Raw genomic sequence first — 15269 nt, forward strand, 5'->3', positions numbered from 1 at the left:
CACTAAAGCGTGATTTGTGGCGCGTGACCGCCCGAACCCATCGTCAGGGCTGCTGCGCGCCGTAAATCATGCCGTCCCGGGCGCGAGCCCCGGAGCGCCCCCCGGCGACAACCCGCACTCGGACCACCGGCCCCAGGCCGCAGACGACCGCACCCCGGACCACGCCCCCCGGCCGGAGGCGAACCGCGCCCCCCGGCGACAACTCGCACTCGGACCACCGGCCCCGGGCCGCAGACGACCGCACCCCGGACCACGCCCCCCGGCCGGAGGCGAAGCGCGCCACCCGGCGACAACTCGCACTCGGACCACCGGCCCCGGGCCGCAGACGACCGCACCCCGGACCACGACACCCAGCCGGAAGGCTCAGGGCGCACCCGGCGACAACCCGCACCCGACCACCGAGGTCAAGACAAGATCCCCCCGCACCAGCCACCTCCCCGCGAACCGCAAGGTCGCGCCCGGCGGCGGGGGCGTCACAGGGTGCAGGTCCGCTGTGAACGTGCCCGTCGGGGACAGGTGGACCTCCGCCTCCGTGAAGCCGAGCCACCGCCCCGTCGCGGGGTACCACGCCTTGTAGACCGACTCCTTCGCGGAGAACAGCAGCCGGTCCCAGCACACGCCCGGCGCCTCCGCGCCCAGCCGTTCCAGCGCCGTGCGCTCGGTGGTGGAGGCGATCAGGCCCAGTACCCCCCGCGGCAGCGGCCCCGCCGGCTCCGCGTCGATGCCCAGCGCGGCCACGTCCGTTCGTCTGGCCGCCACCGCCGCCCGGTAGCCGTCGCAGTGGGTGATGCTGCCGACGATCCCGTCCGGCCACTCGGGCGCGCCGCCCGCGCCCGGTAGTAACGGCGCGGGCGGCAGGCCGAGTTCGGCGAGGGTGCGGCGCGCGCAGGCGCGGGCCGTGGCGAACTGCGCGCGGCGGCGCTGTCGTCTGTCCGCCATCAGCGCCGCCTCCTCGGGGAACAGCGGCGCGGGCGCCAGATCGTCGAAGGCTTCGGCCGATCTGACGCCCGGGGGCAGGATCTCCTCGATCACGGTCTCAGCGGGGACGGGCGATCAGGCCCGACACCGCGCGTACGATCTCCGCCGGCCGCTCCAGCGGCAGCATATGACCGGCGCCCGGGAGGCGTTCGAACCGCGCGTCCGGCAGCGCCTTGGCGAGCGCGTCGCCCAGTTCCGGCTTGACGACCCGGTCGTGCTCTCCCGCGAGGACCACGGCGGGCACGTCGACGGTGGCCAGTTCCGCGCGCAGATCCATGCCGCGGGACGAGGCGAAGCAGTCGGCGCGTACCCGGGGGGAAGCCGCCGCGAACATCTGCCGGTTGACTTCGAGGGCGTACGGGTCGGCCCCCTTGCCCATCGTCTGGGCCAGCAGCCGTCGGCCGAGCGCCGGCCGCCGCAGGGCCCGGGAGAACAGCGCGCTGCCCATCATGCGCACCTCGCTGTCGGGGGTGTCCTGGTCATGCGCGGCGGTGCCCAGCAGGACGAGTCCGCGCAGTCGGCGCGCGGCGCCCGGGTCGGCGGTGACGTACGACAGGGCCGCGAAGCCGCCGCCGGAGTGGCCGACCAGGAGCGCGTCGCGGGAGCCGGTCTCGCCCAGCACCGCCGCCAGGTCCGCGCCGAACCGGCGGATGGCGATCGGCTCCCTGCCCAGGCCCGACGCGCCGTGCCCGCGCTGGTCGTACAGCACCACCCGGTGGCCGGAGCGGATCAGCCGGTCGGTGACCGTACCCCAGACGCGGCGGCCCGCGGCCCAGCCGTGCGCGAGGACGACGGTCGTGCCGGTCGGCGCCCGCAGCGGGGCGAGGACGGTGACGGCGAGCGCGGCGCCGTCGTCCGTACGTACCGTGGTCTCCTCGGTGCGCGAGTCGGCCCTCGTGGTGCTCACCGGGTCCTCCCGGCCAGCGGCTGGGTCAGCAGCGCGTTGAGCGAGACGAAGGCCGCCAGCGTCGCCTTCGAGTGCTCGGCGCCGATGTCGGCGACCTTGGCCAGCAGCTTCAGTTTGCCGTGCGGGCGCCCCTGGAAGTGCATGGTGACGCGGGTGCGGTGGCCGTCGTCCAGCGGCTCCAGGATGAAGTCGCCGGGACCGCGGAAGACTCCGTCGACATACTCGACGGTCAGCCGGCGGCCCGGCACGACGGACACCGTACGGGCGGTGAAGCGGAGCTTGAGTCCGCCCTTGTCGACGCCCTTGGTGTGGACCGTCACGCCGACCTCGCCGCCCACCACGTCGGGCGCGCCGGAGAGGGTCGCGAAGGTGTTGGCGGGCACCCACCAGCGGGCGGCACCGCGGAACTCGGCGACGAGCGCGTCCCAGACGACGTCCGCGGGGGCGTCGACCACCGCCTCGTCGATGATGTCGTAGCCGTTCATGCCAGTCTCCCTGTGTGGGGCGGCGGATGGGAAGGCCGGGAAGCGGGGCCCGGGGAGGGCCCCGCTCCGGTGCGGCAGGGCCGGATCAGGCGAAGAAGCCCTGACCGGGCGTGAGGATGCCGGCCGGGTCGTAACGCCGCTTGGCGTTGCAGAAGTCGGCGTAGCGGTTGCCGAAGTGCCGCTTCCATTCCGCCGGGGTCATACCGGGGATGGCGCCGACGAGATAGCGCTTGGCGCCCAGGGCGACGGCCTTGTCGTACAGCCGGCGGTTCTGCTCCAGCATCCCCTGGATGTCCGGCTCGCCCGGGTGCGGGAAGCGCAGCAGGTCGAAGAGGTAGGCGACCGACTCGTTGGGCTGTACGCCCAGTGGCCGCTTGAGCTTGGAGGTGCGGTACGGGTAGGTGAGCAGGAAGCCGCCGCCGAGGTCGTTCGCGGTCAGCTCGGCCTGGGCGAGCTGGAGGAACTGCTTGGCCTTGGAGGCAGGGAGGAACAGGCTCAGCCAGGGCTTGGGCTGGTCCCAGTAGTCCGCTTCCTTGAGGTAGTCCACATACGCGTCGAAGCGGAAGATGTAGTCCCGGAACGGCATGTCGTCGATGACGGCCTCGGCGCGTACGTCCCGCAGCCCCGCGATCAACGGGTCCCGGGCCGGCGCGGTGCCCGTGTAGACGGCCCCCAGCTCCAGCTTGAAGCGCCAGCCCGCGTCGTCCGGCGTACGGAGCATCTCGCCGGCCTGGACCTCGAACCGCCCCTCGGCCAGCACCTTCTCCGAGTCGGCCAGATAGGCCGCCATATCGTCGTAGACCAGGCTGAAGACGACGATCCGCTCCTTGACCGGGGCGATCCTCACCGTGGCGCGGACGATGATGCCCACCTGCCCGCCGCCGACCAGCGCGGCGTTGAAGAGGTCCGGGCGGACCGTCGCGGAGGCGGTGACCAACTGCCCCGTACCCGTGACGACATCGATGGACTCGACGGTGTCGACCGCCAGCCCGTACTTGCCCACGGTGCCGCCGATACCGCCGACGCTCAGCGTGCCGCCGATCGACAGATGCATGTAGTCGGGCATGGCCGGCGGGGTCTTGCCCTTGGCCATGGCCGCGTCCGTCAGCTGGGCCCAGGTGACACCCGCCTCGACGACGGCGGTGGTGGAACCGACGCTGATGATCTTCGACAGACCGCGGGAGTCGATCGAGATACCGCCCGGGACCGCCGCCTGGCCGTAGTTGGAGTGCGATTCGAGATCGTCACCGGTGCCGCTGCGCCCATTCGCCGCGATCTTCAGATTGTTGGACCGGGCGAAGTTGACCATCTTGACGATGTCGTTGACCGAGCCGGGCACCAGTACGGCCCACGGCACGATGTCCTTCACCAGATTGCCGAAGTCCTTGCTGAACTGCACGAGGTCGGCGGCCGAGGTCCTCAGCGTCCCGTCGAGCGGCGGGACCGGTGCCACATAACCGCGTGCGCTGCCGGCCTCCGCCGCCGTGGCCCAGGTCTGGGTGGCCACGTTCCAGCCCACCACCGTGGCGGCGGTGGCGGCGATTCCGCCCAGGACTCTGCGCCGGGAAGGCGCGTTGCTGCTGCTCATCTGGTCCGTTCTCCCCTTTGTCATCCGTGGTTCACAGCCGGTCTTCCGGCGCCGACAGTGGTGGCGAGCCGGTACTCGCCCAGATCGAAGCGCTTGGTCTCGCCGCGGAAGCGCCAGGTGTACGTGGGCCAGATCGACGGGTTGCGGCCGCTGCTGTCGAGGTACCAGCTCTTGCAGTTGCCGGCGTTCCAGACCGTGCCGTCCAGACGCTTGTCGAGCCGCGCGTTGTACGCCTTCTGCGCCTCCTCGCGCACCTCCACACTGGACAGGCCCCGCTTCTCCATCTGCCGGAGCGCGTCCAGGACATACGCGATCTGCGCCTCGATCATCACGACCTGCGAGGAGTGCCCGAGCGTCGTGTTGGGGCCGAGCAGCATGAACAGATTGGGGAATCCGGCCACGGTCGTGCCCCGGTGCGCGGACATGCCCTCGCTCCACGCCTCCCGCAGCTGGACCCCGCCCCGGCCCCAGATCCGCTGGGCGACCGGACGGTCCACGGCGCGGAAGCCGGTGCCCAGGATGATCGTGTCGACCTCGCGCTCCCGGCCGTCCTTGGAGACGACGGACTTCGCCCTGACATGGTCGATGCCATCGGTGACGACCTCGACATTGGGCTGCTGGATCGCCGGGTAGTACGTGTTCGAGAACAGCAGCCGCTTGCACGCCATGACGTAGTCGGGCGTGAGCCGCTCCCGCAGCGCCGGGTCCTCGACGCTCTTCTTCAGATGGTCCGAGGCCATCTTCTGCATCTTCCCGGCGACCTTGGGGCGGGCCATGACGAAGGCCAGGATCTCGCGGCCCCACATATTGAAGTTGCGCCGGAAGCGCTGGTAGCCGGGCATCCCGCGCAGCAGCCTGGCCTGGAGCGGGCTGGTCGGCTTGTCGTTCTTGGGGCCGATCCACGGCGGGGTGCGCTGGTAGAGGTCCAGCTGCCCGGCCTCGGGCTGGATCTTCGGTACGAACTGGATGGCGGAGGCGCCCGTACCGATGACGGCGACGCGCCTGCCGGTCAGATCGTGGTCGTGGTCCCAGCGCGAGGAGTGGAACACCTTCCCTTCGAAGTCACCGAGGCCCGGAATGTCGGGCACGGCCGGCTCGCTGAGATAGCCGGTGCCGGTGACCAGGACCTGGGCGGTGTACTCGCCGCCCGAGGTCTCGATATGCCAGTGGCGGGTGTGGTCGTCCCAGCGCGCGGCGATCAGCTCATGGTTGAACCGGATGTGCGGACGGACCCCGAAGCGGTCGGCGCAGTCGCGCAGATACGCGTACAGCTCGTCCCGCTTGCCGAAGGTGCTCTTCCAGTGCGGGTTCTGCGCGAACGAGAAGGAGTACAGATGGGACATCACGTCACAGGCGCACCCCGGATAGGTGTTGTCGCGCCAGGTGCCGCCCACCTCATCGGCCCGTTCGAAGACCAGGAAGTCGTCGATGCCCCGCTGGAGCAGCCTGATGGCCGTTCCCAGGCCCGAGAACCCGGTGCCGATGACCGCGACCCGCAGATGACGGGTGGGTCCCCGGCCGGCCGGGCGCTCCGGCTCCGTACCGCTGCTCACCCCGTCTCCGCGGGCGGGTTCGAGAATGCTCGTCACGGCGGCCTCCTCAGCCCCTGCGCGCGATGGTGACGCGGAAGTTGTTGAAGAACTTGTCTTCGAGCGTGTACGCGAAGATGTCGAGGTAGCGCTCGAAGCGGGCCACGACCTCCTCGCCCTCCAGGGCGACGGCCGTCGCACGGTCCGCGGCCAGCCGCTTCAGCCAGGCGCGGCACGCCATGGCGAAGGACTCCCGCTCGTTGACGATTTCCACGATCTCGAACTGGCCCTCGGCGGCGGCGGTCAGCTCGTGGAGATGCGGGATGTGCATCCCCTCGAACTCGGAGCGCTGGAGGAACTTCAGATCGGCGAGCAGCTCCCGGTTCATCGGCTGCGCCTCGGCCGTCATCGTGTGCAGGACGAACTTCGCGCCCGGGTTCAGCGCCTTGTACACCTGGCCGAAGAAGAAGCGGTAGCGCTTGGTGCGCTCACGCGGCGGCAGGTTGGACGAGACGAAGTGCTCCAGCGCGTTGATGCAGAACGCCGCGTCGTACTTGTCGTCCGTCGCGTGGTCCGCCCAGCTCTCCACGCGCGTGGTGATCCGCGGATTGTCCAGGCCGGCGATGAACGCCTCCTGGGTGCGGCTCAGCGTGAGACCGACCGCCTCCTCCACCCCGTGCACGGTGGTGAGCCGGTTGAGCATGGTGCCCCAGCCGCAGCCGATGTCCAGCACCCGGCGGGCGCCCTGGGCCCCGGCAAGCGCGGCGAACACATCGAGCTTGCGCTCCTGAGCCTCGTCCAGTGTCGCGACGAGATCCTCGCCCTGCTCCCAGTAGCCGCCGGAGTACATCATGGTCGGGCCCAGCAGGAGCCGGTAGAAATCGTTGCTGACCTCGTAGTGGTGTCTGACCGCGTCGACCTCGGGGTCCACCGACCTGGGTGCGACCGTTGTCATCCTCGACCTCTTTCCTGATCCTGTCGCTGCGCCGCTCGTACCGACCGTGTGATGCGGTCACGAGATAACCGCGTGGCTCGCAACAGATGTGCAAGACGGCAGGCGTCACCGGTGTTGCGTCCCGGTTGCGCGCGCCGCGCTTCCATGCCACTCGACACCGGATGCACCGCGAGAGAGGACCGAAGCTCATGACGCTGCCCACCATCGAAGAACTGGCGAGCCAGCTGGAGGCCGTGTCGGGCGCCCAGGAGGTCAGCCCCGACGCACCGCTCCAGCACATCGCGGACGTCGACTCGCTGGACCTGATGGAGTGGCTGTACGGGTTCCAGAACCAGTACCCGCACATCCCCGCAGACGAGTCGCTGTTCGCGGACCTCGACGACACGACCACGCTGCGCCATGTGTACGAGCGGATCGTCGCGCTCGTCCCGCAGCCGGCGCAGGCGTAGCGAGCGCGCCCGTGAACGGCTTCGACATCACCGGGTGGGGCATGGCCGTACCCGAGCGCAAGGTCACCAGCGTGGAGCTCGCGGAGCGGTTCGGTGTCGACGAGAACTGGATCGTCAGCCGCTGCGGCATCCGGGAGCGCCGCGCCGTGGGGCCGGGACAGACGACCGCCTCGCTGGCTGTCGAGGCCGGCCGGCGCGCCCTGGAGAAGGCGGGCCTGACCGGTGGCGACATCGCCCATCTGATCGTCGCCACCGCCACGCCCGAGCAGCCCTCACCGGCCACCTCCGCGTTCGTCCACCACGATCTCGGCATCGCGGGCAGCGCGCACGACGTCAACTCGGAGTGCGCGGGCTTCGTCTACGGTCTGGTGTCGGCGATGGCGCTGATCGCCATCGATCCCCGCCCGATCCTGCTGATCGGCTCCGACACGCACACCCTGACGGCCAACCCCGCCGACCGCGACTTGTCGATCCTCGTCGGCGACGGGGCCGGCGCGGTCGTGCTCCAGCCGGGGCCCGAGAACCGGGTGAAGGCATGGAACCTCGGCGCGGACGGTTCGTGCACCGGCAGCCTGAAGGTACTGGCGGGCGGCAGCAGGATGCCGACCACCGAGGAGACGGTCCGCGAGGGGCTGCACTACGCCAGGATCAACGGCAACGAGATCTATCTCAACGCCGTGCGCTACACGGTCCGTACGGTCCGGGAGACGCTGGAGAGCGCCAAGGTCGACGCCGCCGACGTCGACCACATCATTCCGCACCAGGCCAATATCCGGATCATCAACTCGATCCTCAGCCACACCGGTCTGCGGCCCGAGGCGCTGGTCACCAATCTGGAGCGGTACGGCAACACCGCGTCCGCGTCCATCCCGATCGCCCTCACCGAGGCGCTGGAGGACGGCCGGATCCAGCCCGGCGACCAGGTGCTGCTGGCCGGCTTCGGCGCGGGGATGACCTGGGGATCGATGCTCCTGGAGTGGGGCGGGGAGAGGAAATGAGCCGTAACAGCGAGCCGGGCACCCGTCCCGAGCGGCCGGTCGCCCTGGTCACGGGGGCGTCCGGCGGGCTCGGACAGGCCCTGGCACTCGAACTCGACGCGCTCGGCTGCCGGGTCGCCGTCCACTACAACAGCTCGGAGGCGCAGGCCCGCGCCGTACGGGAGAAGCTGAGCAACGACTCGGCCGTCGTGACCGGCGATGTCGGCTCCTGGGACGCCGTCACCGCGATGTACGCCGAGATCAGTGAGCGGCTCGGGCCGGTCGACGTGCTCGTCAACAATGGCGCCATCCGCAAGGACGCGCTGATGGCGATGCAGTCGCCGGCGGACTGGCAGCAGGTCATCCAGACCAATCTGATCGGTTCGTTCCACACGGCGCGGGTGTCCGTTCCGTATATGCTCCGGCAGCGGTGGGGCCGGATCATCAATGTGGTGTCGCCCTCCGGCCTGATCGCGACGGCGGGTCAGACGGCCTACTCCGCCTCGAAGGCCGGTCTCATCGGCTTCACCCGTACCCTGGCCGCCGAGTGCGGCAGACGCGGGGTGACCGTGAACGCCCTCTCCCCAGGGTTCATGATCACGGGAATGACGGAGAACCTGCCGGGACACGTCATCGAGGGCATGGAGGGCAAGGCCCCCATTCCCCGCTTCGTCACGGTCGAGGAAGTGGCCCGCAGCGCCGCCCTGTTCCTGGACCAGGACTGTATGACGGGCCAGGTCCTCAGCATCGACAGCGGAGTCTCGATCACCTGAGACCCGCCCGTACGCACAGAGAGGCGGCCCGGCGTATCCCGCCGGGCCGCCCGCGTATGTTCCCCCGCCACCCCCCTTACGCCACACGCCAGTCGGGCGCCGGGGGCGCGGGGTGGGTGAGGCAGCCGTCCGGCGTCAATAAGCAGGGCCGCGACGGGGCCGGTCGCGGGTCCGGGGCCTCGAACATGCCCATCAGCAGCGGGTCCAGCCGGGTCATGGCGCCGGTCTCGGGCTCCGGTCTTCGGCGGGTGTCGGAGCCGCGCAGCAGCTCCAGATAGGCGGCCTGGCTCTCCGGCGCCGGGTCGATCCCCAGCTCCTCGGCGAGCACCTCCCGCAGCTGCTGATAGGTGCGCAGCGCCTCGGCACGGTTGCCGGCCGTCCGGTGCGCCGCCATCCGGCACCGGTAGGCGCTCTCCCTGAACGGCGCCCGCCGTACGGCCTCCTCGGCGTACCGCAGCGCGTGATGCTCGTCGCCCAGCGCCGCCGAGGCCAGACTCGCGGTCTCCAGCGCGGACAGCCGGAGCTCATCGAGCCATTCCCGCACGCCATTGACCCACTCGCCCTCGTGGGCGGGCAGGAATGACCCGCGTAGATTCGACACGGCAGCGGCGGCGAGTTGCTGCGCGACGGCGAACGAACCGGTGGCGTACGCCTCGGCCGCCTCCTTCGCCGCCGCATCCGCGCACTCGACGTCGACGGCCGCGTCGTCCGGCAGCCGCAGCAGATAGCGACCGCCCTGGGCGACCAGCGGGGTGACCCCGGGCCGCTGCTGGGGGAACGTGACGAACGTACGGACCCGGCTGACAACACTGCGCAGGGCCGAGGCCCAGGTGTCCGGCAGCCCGTCGGGCCAGACGGTGTCGGCCAGTTGATCGCGGCTGGTGCCGCCGGACCGTTCGAGGATGAGCCTGGCGAACGCGACTTGAGCCTGAGCGCTGGACAGATGCTGTGGCGGAACCCCTTCGGGTTCGATCGTGACAAGGCCAGCGAGTCTGATGAGCAAGCTGTACTCCCCGATGCGGTCGGCCCTGGGCCGGTTGCACCGACGGCGGCTGCCGCCGGCGAGAGTCTCGACATCACGCCAGGGGGCCCCGCCACAGTGCTCCTTGTGAAGGAGATCGGGACGCTCTGTGCATGCCCCCTGCACAGAAATTGGACGATACCAATCGGCCATCTCGGTATGTCAATACTGGCCGGGGAACATTCCCCGGGATTTCTCTGGAGACCCTCATTCCGCTTGCGTAAAGCTGACGCGCTGTTCTTGCGTTCCCCTCTTTTCCCATTTCAGCGCCGTGTTGCGCGCGCCTTGCGCGGCTGTCGTTGAATTGCGTCGGCACTCTGAGTCCAGGTTGAGCGGACTCCGGTAATTGTCCGAAACGTGGTGAGGAGACGCACGTGAACACATCCGGGGGCTGGGAACGTCTCGCGCCGAAACTGGCCGCGACACACCGCCGTGTGCGGGCCCTGGAGTGGGAGCCCGCCCGCCGCAACAGCTTCGTCACGTACACGGTCGAGCGCGACTCCGCCTACGCCGACCTCGACGGCGAGCGCCTCCTGATGATGTCGGGCTACAGCTATCTGGGCCTGGCCGGTGACGAGCGTGTGGTCGCCGCCGCCAAGGCCGCCGTCGATCTGTACGGCACCGGCAACCACGGGGTGCGGGCGCTGGCGGGTTCGATCCCGCTGCACGAGGAACTGGAGGCGGAGGTCGCCCGGTTCGCCGGCCGCCAGGAGGCGCTGGTGTTCGGCTCCGGGTACGCGGCCAACGTCGGCACGGTCGGCGCGCTGGTCGGCGCCGGTGACACCGTACTGATCGACAAGTACGACCACGCCAGCATCGTGGACGGCTGCCGGCTGAGCGGCGCCACCGTCACCCGCTTCCGCCACAACGACGTGGGCCATCTCGACCGCAGGCTCGCCGCCGCGAGCCCGGAAGGAATCCGGCTCGTCATCGTCGACAGCGTCTACTCCATGGACGGCGACATCGCGCCGCTGCCGGAGCTGCGCCGGGTGTGCGACGCCCACAACGCCCTGCTGATGGTGGACGAGGCCCACGCGCTGGGTATCATCGGCGCCACCGGCAAGGGCATCGAGGAGCACTTCGAGTACACCGCGAAGGTCGACGTCAAGCTGGGCACGCTCTCGAAGGCCATCCCCTCGATGGGCGGCTGGGTGGCGGGACCGAGCGAGCTGATCGGCCATCTCAAGTACGCGGCACGGCCGTTCCTCTTCTCCGCGGCCCTCGGCCCCGCCCAGTCGGGCGCGGCGCTCGAATCGCTGCGGATCCTGGAGCGCGAGCCCGAGCGCGTCCGCCATATCCAGCAGGAGTCCGCGCGCTTCCGCCGGATGCTGAACGACGGCGGGATGCGCACCGGCGACAGCGAGACCGCCGTCGTCCCCGTCATCGCCGGCTCCGACGACGCCGCGTACGACTACGCCACCGCCTGCCGCGCGGCGGGGGTCATCGGACTGCCGGTGGTCACCCCGGCCGTCCCCAACGACCTGGCCCGGCTGCGGATCGCCATCACCGCGCGCCACACCAAGAGCGATATCGACTTCGCCGCGGAGGCCTTCCTCAAGGCCGCCCACACCTGCGGGCTGATCACGGCCTGACGGTCGGTCAACTCGCTGTCCACCTCCGCCCTCCGACGTTCGTACGGGATACGGGATCCGAGATGCCAACCTCACCGAGGCACGCACCGCCACACGCGCCTGTCGCGATCACCGGCATGGGCGTCGTCACCCCGGCCGGCTGCACCCCCGACGATCTGTGGGCCGCACTGCGCGCGGGCAGGTCCACCGCCGCCACGCTGACCCACCTCGACCTGGAGCGCCACCGGGTGCGCATCGGCTGCCGGGTCCGCGGGCTCGACTCCCTCGGCCTCGTGCCCGCCAAGGACGCGCGCCGGATGGACCCGTTCGCGCTGTACGGGACGACCGCCGCCCTCGCCGCGCACCGGGACGCGGGAGCGCCCGCCGCGGACCCCGGCCGTACCGCGATCGTCGTCGGCAACGCCGTCGGCGGCCGGGCCACCAGCGATCTGGAGTCCGGGCACTTCGCCGAGTCGGGGCCGCACCGGGTCAATCCGCTGATGCCCCTGATGACGATGCCCAACGCGGCGGCGGCGCAGATCTCGATGCGGCTCGGCTGGCAGGGCCCCGCCCTGACCATCGCCACCACGTGCGCCAGCGGCGCCGACGCCATCGGCCACGCGCTGACACTGCTGCGGACGGACCGCGCCGATGTCGTCCTGGCCGGCGGCTGCGAATCGACCCTCACCCCCGTCACCCTCGCCGGATTCGGCAACCTCAACGCCGTATCGCTGCGCAACGACGACCCGGAGCACGCGTCCAGGCCGTTCGACGCCGACCGCGACGGCTTCGTGATGGGGGAGGGCGCCGGGTTCGTCGTCCTCGAACGCCTCGACGACGCGCGGGCGCGTGGCGCCCGTACGTACGCGACCGTCGCCGGGTACGCGGCCACCTCCGACGCGTACCACCTCGCCATGCCGCTGCCGGACGGCGGCGCGGCCGTCGGCGCCATGGCGGGAGCCATCGCCGACGCGGGTCTGGCCCCCTCCGACATCGTCCATGTCAACGCGCACGGCACGTCGACCCCGCACAACGACCGGGCCGAAGCGATCGCGCTGGCCAAGGTGTTCGGCACGGACGGGCCGCCGGTGACCGCCAGCAAGAGCGTCATCGGCCATCTCATCGGGGCCGCGGGCGCCGTCGAACTGATCGCGACCGTGCAGGCGATGAGCCGGTGCGAGGTCCCTCCCACCGCCAACCACGAACAGCTGGAGCCAGGCATGGAAATCGATGTGGTCCACGGCGCCCCGCGCGCCGTGGCGTCCGGTCCCGCGCTCTCCAACTCCTTCGGCTTCGGCGGCCACAACTCCAGCCTGGTGGTGGCCCCGATATGACCACCGCACCCGCCCCGGCGGCGACGCGTACCGTCACCGCCGAAGAGATCGCGGCCTACCGGGGCGCCGTCCGCGCCGCGCTGCCCGCCGCGCGGGACCAACTCGCCTCGCCCGTCCACGCGTTCGTCCTCGCGCACACCGTCGCCGAACGCACCGTGGCCGCCCTGACCGCCGACGATCCCGGCCCCGTGTCGGTCGTCCACCTCGGCCAGGACATCCGCTGCCGGCGGCTCGTACGCCCCGGTGAACAGGTCACCGTACGGCTGGATGTCCTCGGAGCCCGCCGCGAGCCGCGCGGGATCCGGGTCGCGCTGCGGTCCCGGCTGACCGGCGACGGCGCGGACTCCACGGACCCCACGGACCCCACGGGCTCGTCGGGCTCCATGGACCCGGACGCCGCCGAGCCGTTCGCCGAACTGGTCACCAGCGCCCTGCTCGTGGGCGCGACCGCACTCGAACCCTTCGGAGAGATCTCCGGCGGCGCCGCCGCGCCCGCGCCCACCGGCGCCGCCGAGCCCGCCACCGTCGTGCATGAGCCGACCGTGGAGTGGATCCGCCGCTACGCGCTGGCCTCCGGCGACGAGAACCCGATCCATCTCGACGCCGACGCGGCCCGCGCCGCCGGCTTCGGCTCGGTCATCGCGCACGGGATGAGCGTGCTGGCCCTGGCCGTCGAGGAGATCACCGACCGGTACGCCGACGGTGACGCCGCCCGGATACGGGGGATCGGCGGGCGCTTCTCGGCGCCCGTCGCGCCCGGAGAGCCGCTCCGGTTCGACCTCCAGCCGGACGCGGCCCGCCGGGTGGTGCGCTTCAGCTGCCGCACCCCCGCGGGACCCGCCGTCAAGAGCGGCTGGGTCGAACTGGCCGAGCACGCGGCGAGCGCGCAGAGCGGGAGCCGGCCATGACGACCGACGGCCTCGGCCTGGTGGGCGGATTCCTCTCCCAGGTCCGCGAACGGCCCGACGCCACCGCCCTGGTGTGGAACGGCGAGGAGACCACCTACCGCGAGCTGTACGAGCGGGCCGGACGGGAGCGCGACCGGCTGGCCCGGCTCGGGCTCACCCCCGGCGAGCCCGTCGGCATCCTGGCGACCAAGTCGCCCGCGGCCATCGCGCTGGTGCTGGCCTGTCTGCTGGCGCGGCGCCCCTTCCTGCTGCCGTCGCCCGCGCTCGCCGACTCCCTGCTGGCGGATCTCTTCGCCCAGGCGGGCTGCCGCCGGGTGATCACGGCCGACGGCGCGGACGCCGCGGTGGCGCCGAACCCCGAGGTCACCGCCCAGCCGCTGGCGCCCCGCGAGGCCGCCGAGGTGTCGTTCATGCTCACCACCTCCGGCTCCACCAGCCTGCCCAAGATCGTCCCCCTGGGCCGGGACGCCGTGAACCGCTTCGTCGCCTGGGCCGCCCCCGCCTTCTCGATCGGGCCCGGCGTCACCGTACTCAACTACGCGCCGCTCAACTTCGACCTCTGCCTGCTGGACATCTGGACGACCCTCGCGCACGGCGGCCGGGTGGTCCTGGTCGACCCGGCACTGGCGGCCCGGGGCGGGCATCTGCTCGACCTCCTCGTCCGCCATGACGTACGGGTGGTCCAGGCGGTGCCGATGTTCTACGGGCTGCTGCTCGACGCGGCCCAGCGGCGGGGGGTGGTGACGCTCCCCGGGGTCGAACGGGTGATGTTCAGCGGCGATGTCATACCCGACCGCACCTTCGCCGCACTGCCCGGACTGTTCCCCGGGGCGCGGATCCACAACATCTACGGCTGCACCGAGACCAACGACAGCTTCGTCCACGAGATCGACACCCGCGCCACCGAGTTCCCGCCGGTACCGATCGGCCGCCCGCTGCCGGGAGTCGAGGCCCTGATCCTCGGCCCGGACGGCGCGGCCGTCGACGGGCCGGGCTCCGGCGAACTGTATGTCTCCACGCCCTTCCAGTCGGCCGGCTATCTCGACCGGACCCGGCACGCCGACAAGTTCAACGGCCATCCACTGGGACTCGACGACCGGCGCTGGTTCCGCACCGGCGATCTGGTACGGCGCGACGCCGACGGCCGGTTGCATCTCACCGGACGCGCCGACCACCAGGTCAAGGTCCGCGGTGTGGCCGTGAACACCGCGGAGGTCGAACGGGTGCTGCTCGACCACCCCGCCGTACGCGAAGCGGGGGTGGCCGCCGTACCCGACCCGATCGAGGGCCGCCGGCTCATCGCCGCCGTACAGAGCGAACCGGGCAGCGGGCTGAGCAGCCTGACGTTGCGTCAGCACTGCGCGCGGAGTCTGCCCAGGGCGGCCGTCCCCGCCAAGCTCCGGATCGTCGACGAACCGCTGCCGAAGACCGCCACGGGAAAGGTCGACCGCAAGGCGCTCGACCGTCTCGACGAGCTGTCCACCGTCTCCACCGTCACGTCAGCCACCACCGCCCAGGGAAGGACGTCATGAGCCACGCCGGCACCATCAAGCAGTTCGTCATCGAGGAGTTCCTGCCGGACATCACCCCCCAGGAGCTGGCGGACGACCACGATCTGCTCTCTGACGGGGTCATCGACAGCCTCGGTGTGCTGAAGCTGATCGCCTGGGTCGAGGACCGCTTCGAGCTGCCGATCGGCGACACGGACCTGGACCCCGACAACTTCCGCAGTGTGGCGGCCATCGACGCGTTCATCGCCGGTGCGCGCCGTCCCGAGGTGGCGGGCGGCTAGCG

At 71.2% G+C, this 15269-nt stretch carries 15 protein-coding genes; 8 read left to right on the plus strand and 7 right to left on the minus strand.

Annotated elements, in window-relative coordinates; genetic code table 11:
* Window positions 1-363 precede the first annotated feature (363 nt).
* From IF11_RS0135040 to IF11_RS0135065, 6 genes are all read right to left on the minus strand, one after another.
* The gene (locus IF11_RS0135040; RefSeq protein ID WP_030355851.1) at window positions 364-1032 is read right to left on the minus strand and encodes a 4'-phosphopantetheinyl transferase family protein; all 669 of its coding nucleotides are present in this window, start codon (window positions 1030-1032) and stop codon (window positions 364-366) included.
* A 4-nt stretch (window positions 1033-1036) separates the two neighbouring features.
* Window positions 1037-1885 carry an alpha/beta fold hydrolase gene (locus IF11_RS0135045; protein WP_030355852.1) on the minus strand — a complete coding sequence of 283 codons (849 nt, stop codon included), beginning with the start codon at window positions 1883-1885 and terminating at the stop codon, window positions 1037-1039.
* The gene (locus IF11_RS42600) at window positions 1882-2370 is read right to left on the minus strand and encodes an SRPBCC family protein (protein ID WP_030355853.1); all 489 of its coding nucleotides are present in this window, start codon (window positions 2368-2370) and stop codon (window positions 1882-1884) included. The genes IF11_RS0135045 and IF11_RS42600 overlap by 4 nt, the downstream gene beginning before the upstream one ends.
* A gap of 85 nt (window positions 2371-2455) precedes the next feature.
* Complete coding sequence (locus tag IF11_RS0135055) at window positions 2456-3958, minus strand: FAD-binding protein (RefSeq protein WP_030355854.1); 1503 nt, start codon at window positions 3956-3958, stop codon at window positions 2456-2458.
* A 20-nt stretch (window positions 3959-3978) separates the two neighbouring features.
* Window positions 3979-5547 carry a flavin-containing monooxygenase gene (locus tag IF11_RS0135060; RefSeq protein ID WP_030355855.1) on the minus strand — a complete coding sequence of 523 codons (1569 nt, stop codon included), beginning with the start codon at window positions 5545-5547 and terminating at the stop codon, window positions 3979-3981.
* A 10-nt stretch (window positions 5548-5557) separates the two neighbouring features.
* Window positions 5558-6442, minus strand: coding sequence for a class I SAM-dependent methyltransferase (locus IF11_RS0135065; RefSeq protein ID WP_030355856.1), 885 nt, complete (start codon window positions 6440-6442; stop codon window positions 5558-5560).
* A 188-nt stretch (window positions 6443-6630) separates the two neighbouring features.
* On the opposite strand from IF11_RS0135065, the gene IF11_RS0135070 reads away from it, so the two are divergent.
* From IF11_RS0135070 to IF11_RS0135080, 3 genes are read left to right on the plus strand one after another with little or no spacing between them, the layout of a single operon-like run.
* On the plus strand, window positions 6631-6891 hold the full coding sequence (locus IF11_RS0135070) for a hypothetical protein (RefSeq protein ID WP_030355857.1): 261 nt from the start codon (window positions 6631-6633) through the stop codon (window positions 6889-6891).
* 11 nt (window positions 6892-6902) lie between these two features.
* Entirely contained in the window at window positions 6903-7889 is a 987-nt protein-coding gene (locus IF11_RS0135075) for a 3-oxoacyl-ACP synthase III family protein (protein WP_030355858.1), read from the plus strand.
* Window positions 7886-8641 carry an SDR family NAD(P)-dependent oxidoreductase gene (locus IF11_RS0135080; RefSeq protein WP_030355859.1) on the plus strand — a complete coding sequence of 252 codons (756 nt, stop codon included), beginning with the start codon at window positions 7886-7888 and terminating at the stop codon, window positions 8639-8641. The genes IF11_RS0135075 and IF11_RS0135080 overlap by 4 nt, the downstream gene beginning before the upstream one ends.
* 76 nt (window positions 8642-8717) lie before the next feature.
* Here IF11_RS0135080 and IF11_RS0135085 read toward each other — a convergent pair whose 3' ends face one another.
* Window positions 8718-9644: an AfsR/SARP family transcriptional regulator gene (locus tag IF11_RS0135085; RefSeq protein WP_063759288.1), complete on the minus strand. Its 927-nt coding sequence runs from the start codon at window positions 9642-9644 to the stop codon at window positions 8718-8720.
* Window positions 9645-10036: 392 nt separating this feature from the next.
* Here IF11_RS0135085 and IF11_RS0135090 point away from each other — a divergent pair, with 392 nt between their 5' ends.
* From IF11_RS0135090 to IF11_RS0135110, 5 genes are all read left to right on the plus strand, one after another.
* On the plus strand, window positions 10037-11254 hold the full coding sequence (locus IF11_RS0135090) for an aminotransferase class I/II-fold pyridoxal phosphate-dependent enzyme (RefSeq protein ID WP_030355861.1): 1218 nt from the start codon (window positions 10037-10039) through the stop codon (window positions 11252-11254).
* A 62-nt stretch (window positions 11255-11316) separates the two neighbouring features.
* On the plus strand, window positions 11317-12567 hold the full coding sequence (locus IF11_RS0135095) for a beta-ketoacyl-[acyl-carrier-protein] synthase family protein (protein ID WP_030355862.1): 1251 nt from the start codon (window positions 11317-11319) through the stop codon (window positions 12565-12567).
* Complete coding sequence (locus IF11_RS0135100) at window positions 12564-13475, plus strand: MaoC family dehydratase (protein WP_078491082.1); 912 nt, start codon at window positions 12564-12566, stop codon at window positions 13473-13475. Before IF11_RS0135095 ends, IF11_RS0135100 begins: the two co-directional genes overlap by 4 nt.
* Window positions 13472-15007, plus strand: coding sequence for an AMP-binding protein (locus tag IF11_RS0135105; protein ID WP_030355864.1), 1536 nt, complete (start codon window positions 13472-13474; stop codon window positions 15005-15007). The genes IF11_RS0135100 and IF11_RS0135105 overlap by 4 nt, the downstream gene beginning before the upstream one ends.
* Window positions 15004-15267, plus strand: a complete 264-nt coding sequence (locus tag IF11_RS0135110; RefSeq protein ID WP_030355865.1) for an acyl carrier protein — start codon at window positions 15004-15006, stop codon at window positions 15265-15267. The genes IF11_RS0135105 and IF11_RS0135110 overlap by 4 nt, the downstream gene beginning before the upstream one ends.
* Window positions 15268-15269: the final 2 nt, after the last annotated feature.

Source organism: Streptomyces scopuliridis RB72 (genome assembly GCF_000718095.1).
Taxonomy (GTDB): domain Bacteria; phylum Actinomycetota; class Actinomycetes; order Streptomycetales; family Streptomycetaceae; genus Streptomyces; species Streptomyces scopuliridis.

What these genes read in the sequence shown, in the direction of transcription:
- IF11_RS42600 (WP_030355853.1), bottom strand. Translation starts at nt 2,370, where the DNA reads ATGAACGGCTACGACATCATCGACGAGGCGGTGGTCGACGCCCCCGCG.
- IF11_RS0135055 (WP_030355854.1), bottom strand. Translation starts at nt 3,958, where the DNA reads ATGAGCAGCAGCAACGCGCCTTCCCGGCGCAGAGTCCTGGGCGGAATC.
- IF11_RS0135065 (WP_030355856.1), bottom strand. Translation starts at nt 6,442, where the DNA reads ATGACAACGGTCGCACCCAGGTCGGTGGACCCCGAGGTCGACGCGGTC.
- IF11_RS0135070 (WP_030355857.1), top strand. Translation starts at nt 6,631, where the DNA reads ATGACGCTGCCCACCATCGAAGAACTGGCGAGCCAGCTGGAGGCCGTG.
- IF11_RS0135080 (WP_030355859.1), top strand. Translation starts at nt 7,886, where the DNA reads ATGAGCCGTAACAGCGAGCCGGGCACCCGTCCCGAGCGGCCGGTCGCC.
- IF11_RS0135095 (WP_030355862.1), top strand. Translation starts at nt 11,317, where the DNA reads ATGCCAACCTCACCGAGGCACGCACCGCCACACGCGCCTGTCGCGATC.
- IF11_RS0135100 (WP_078491082.1), top strand. Translation starts at nt 12,564, where the DNA reads ATGACCACCGCACCCGCCCCGGCGGCGACGCGTACCGTCACCGCCGAA.
- IF11_RS0135105 (WP_030355864.1), top strand. Translation starts at nt 13,472, where the DNA reads ATGACGACCGACGGCCTCGGCCTGGTGGGCGGATTCCTCTCCCAGGTC.
- IF11_RS0135110 (WP_030355865.1), top strand. Translation starts at nt 15,004, where the DNA reads ATGAGCCACGCCGGCACCATCAAGCAGTTCGTCATCGAGGAGTTCCTG.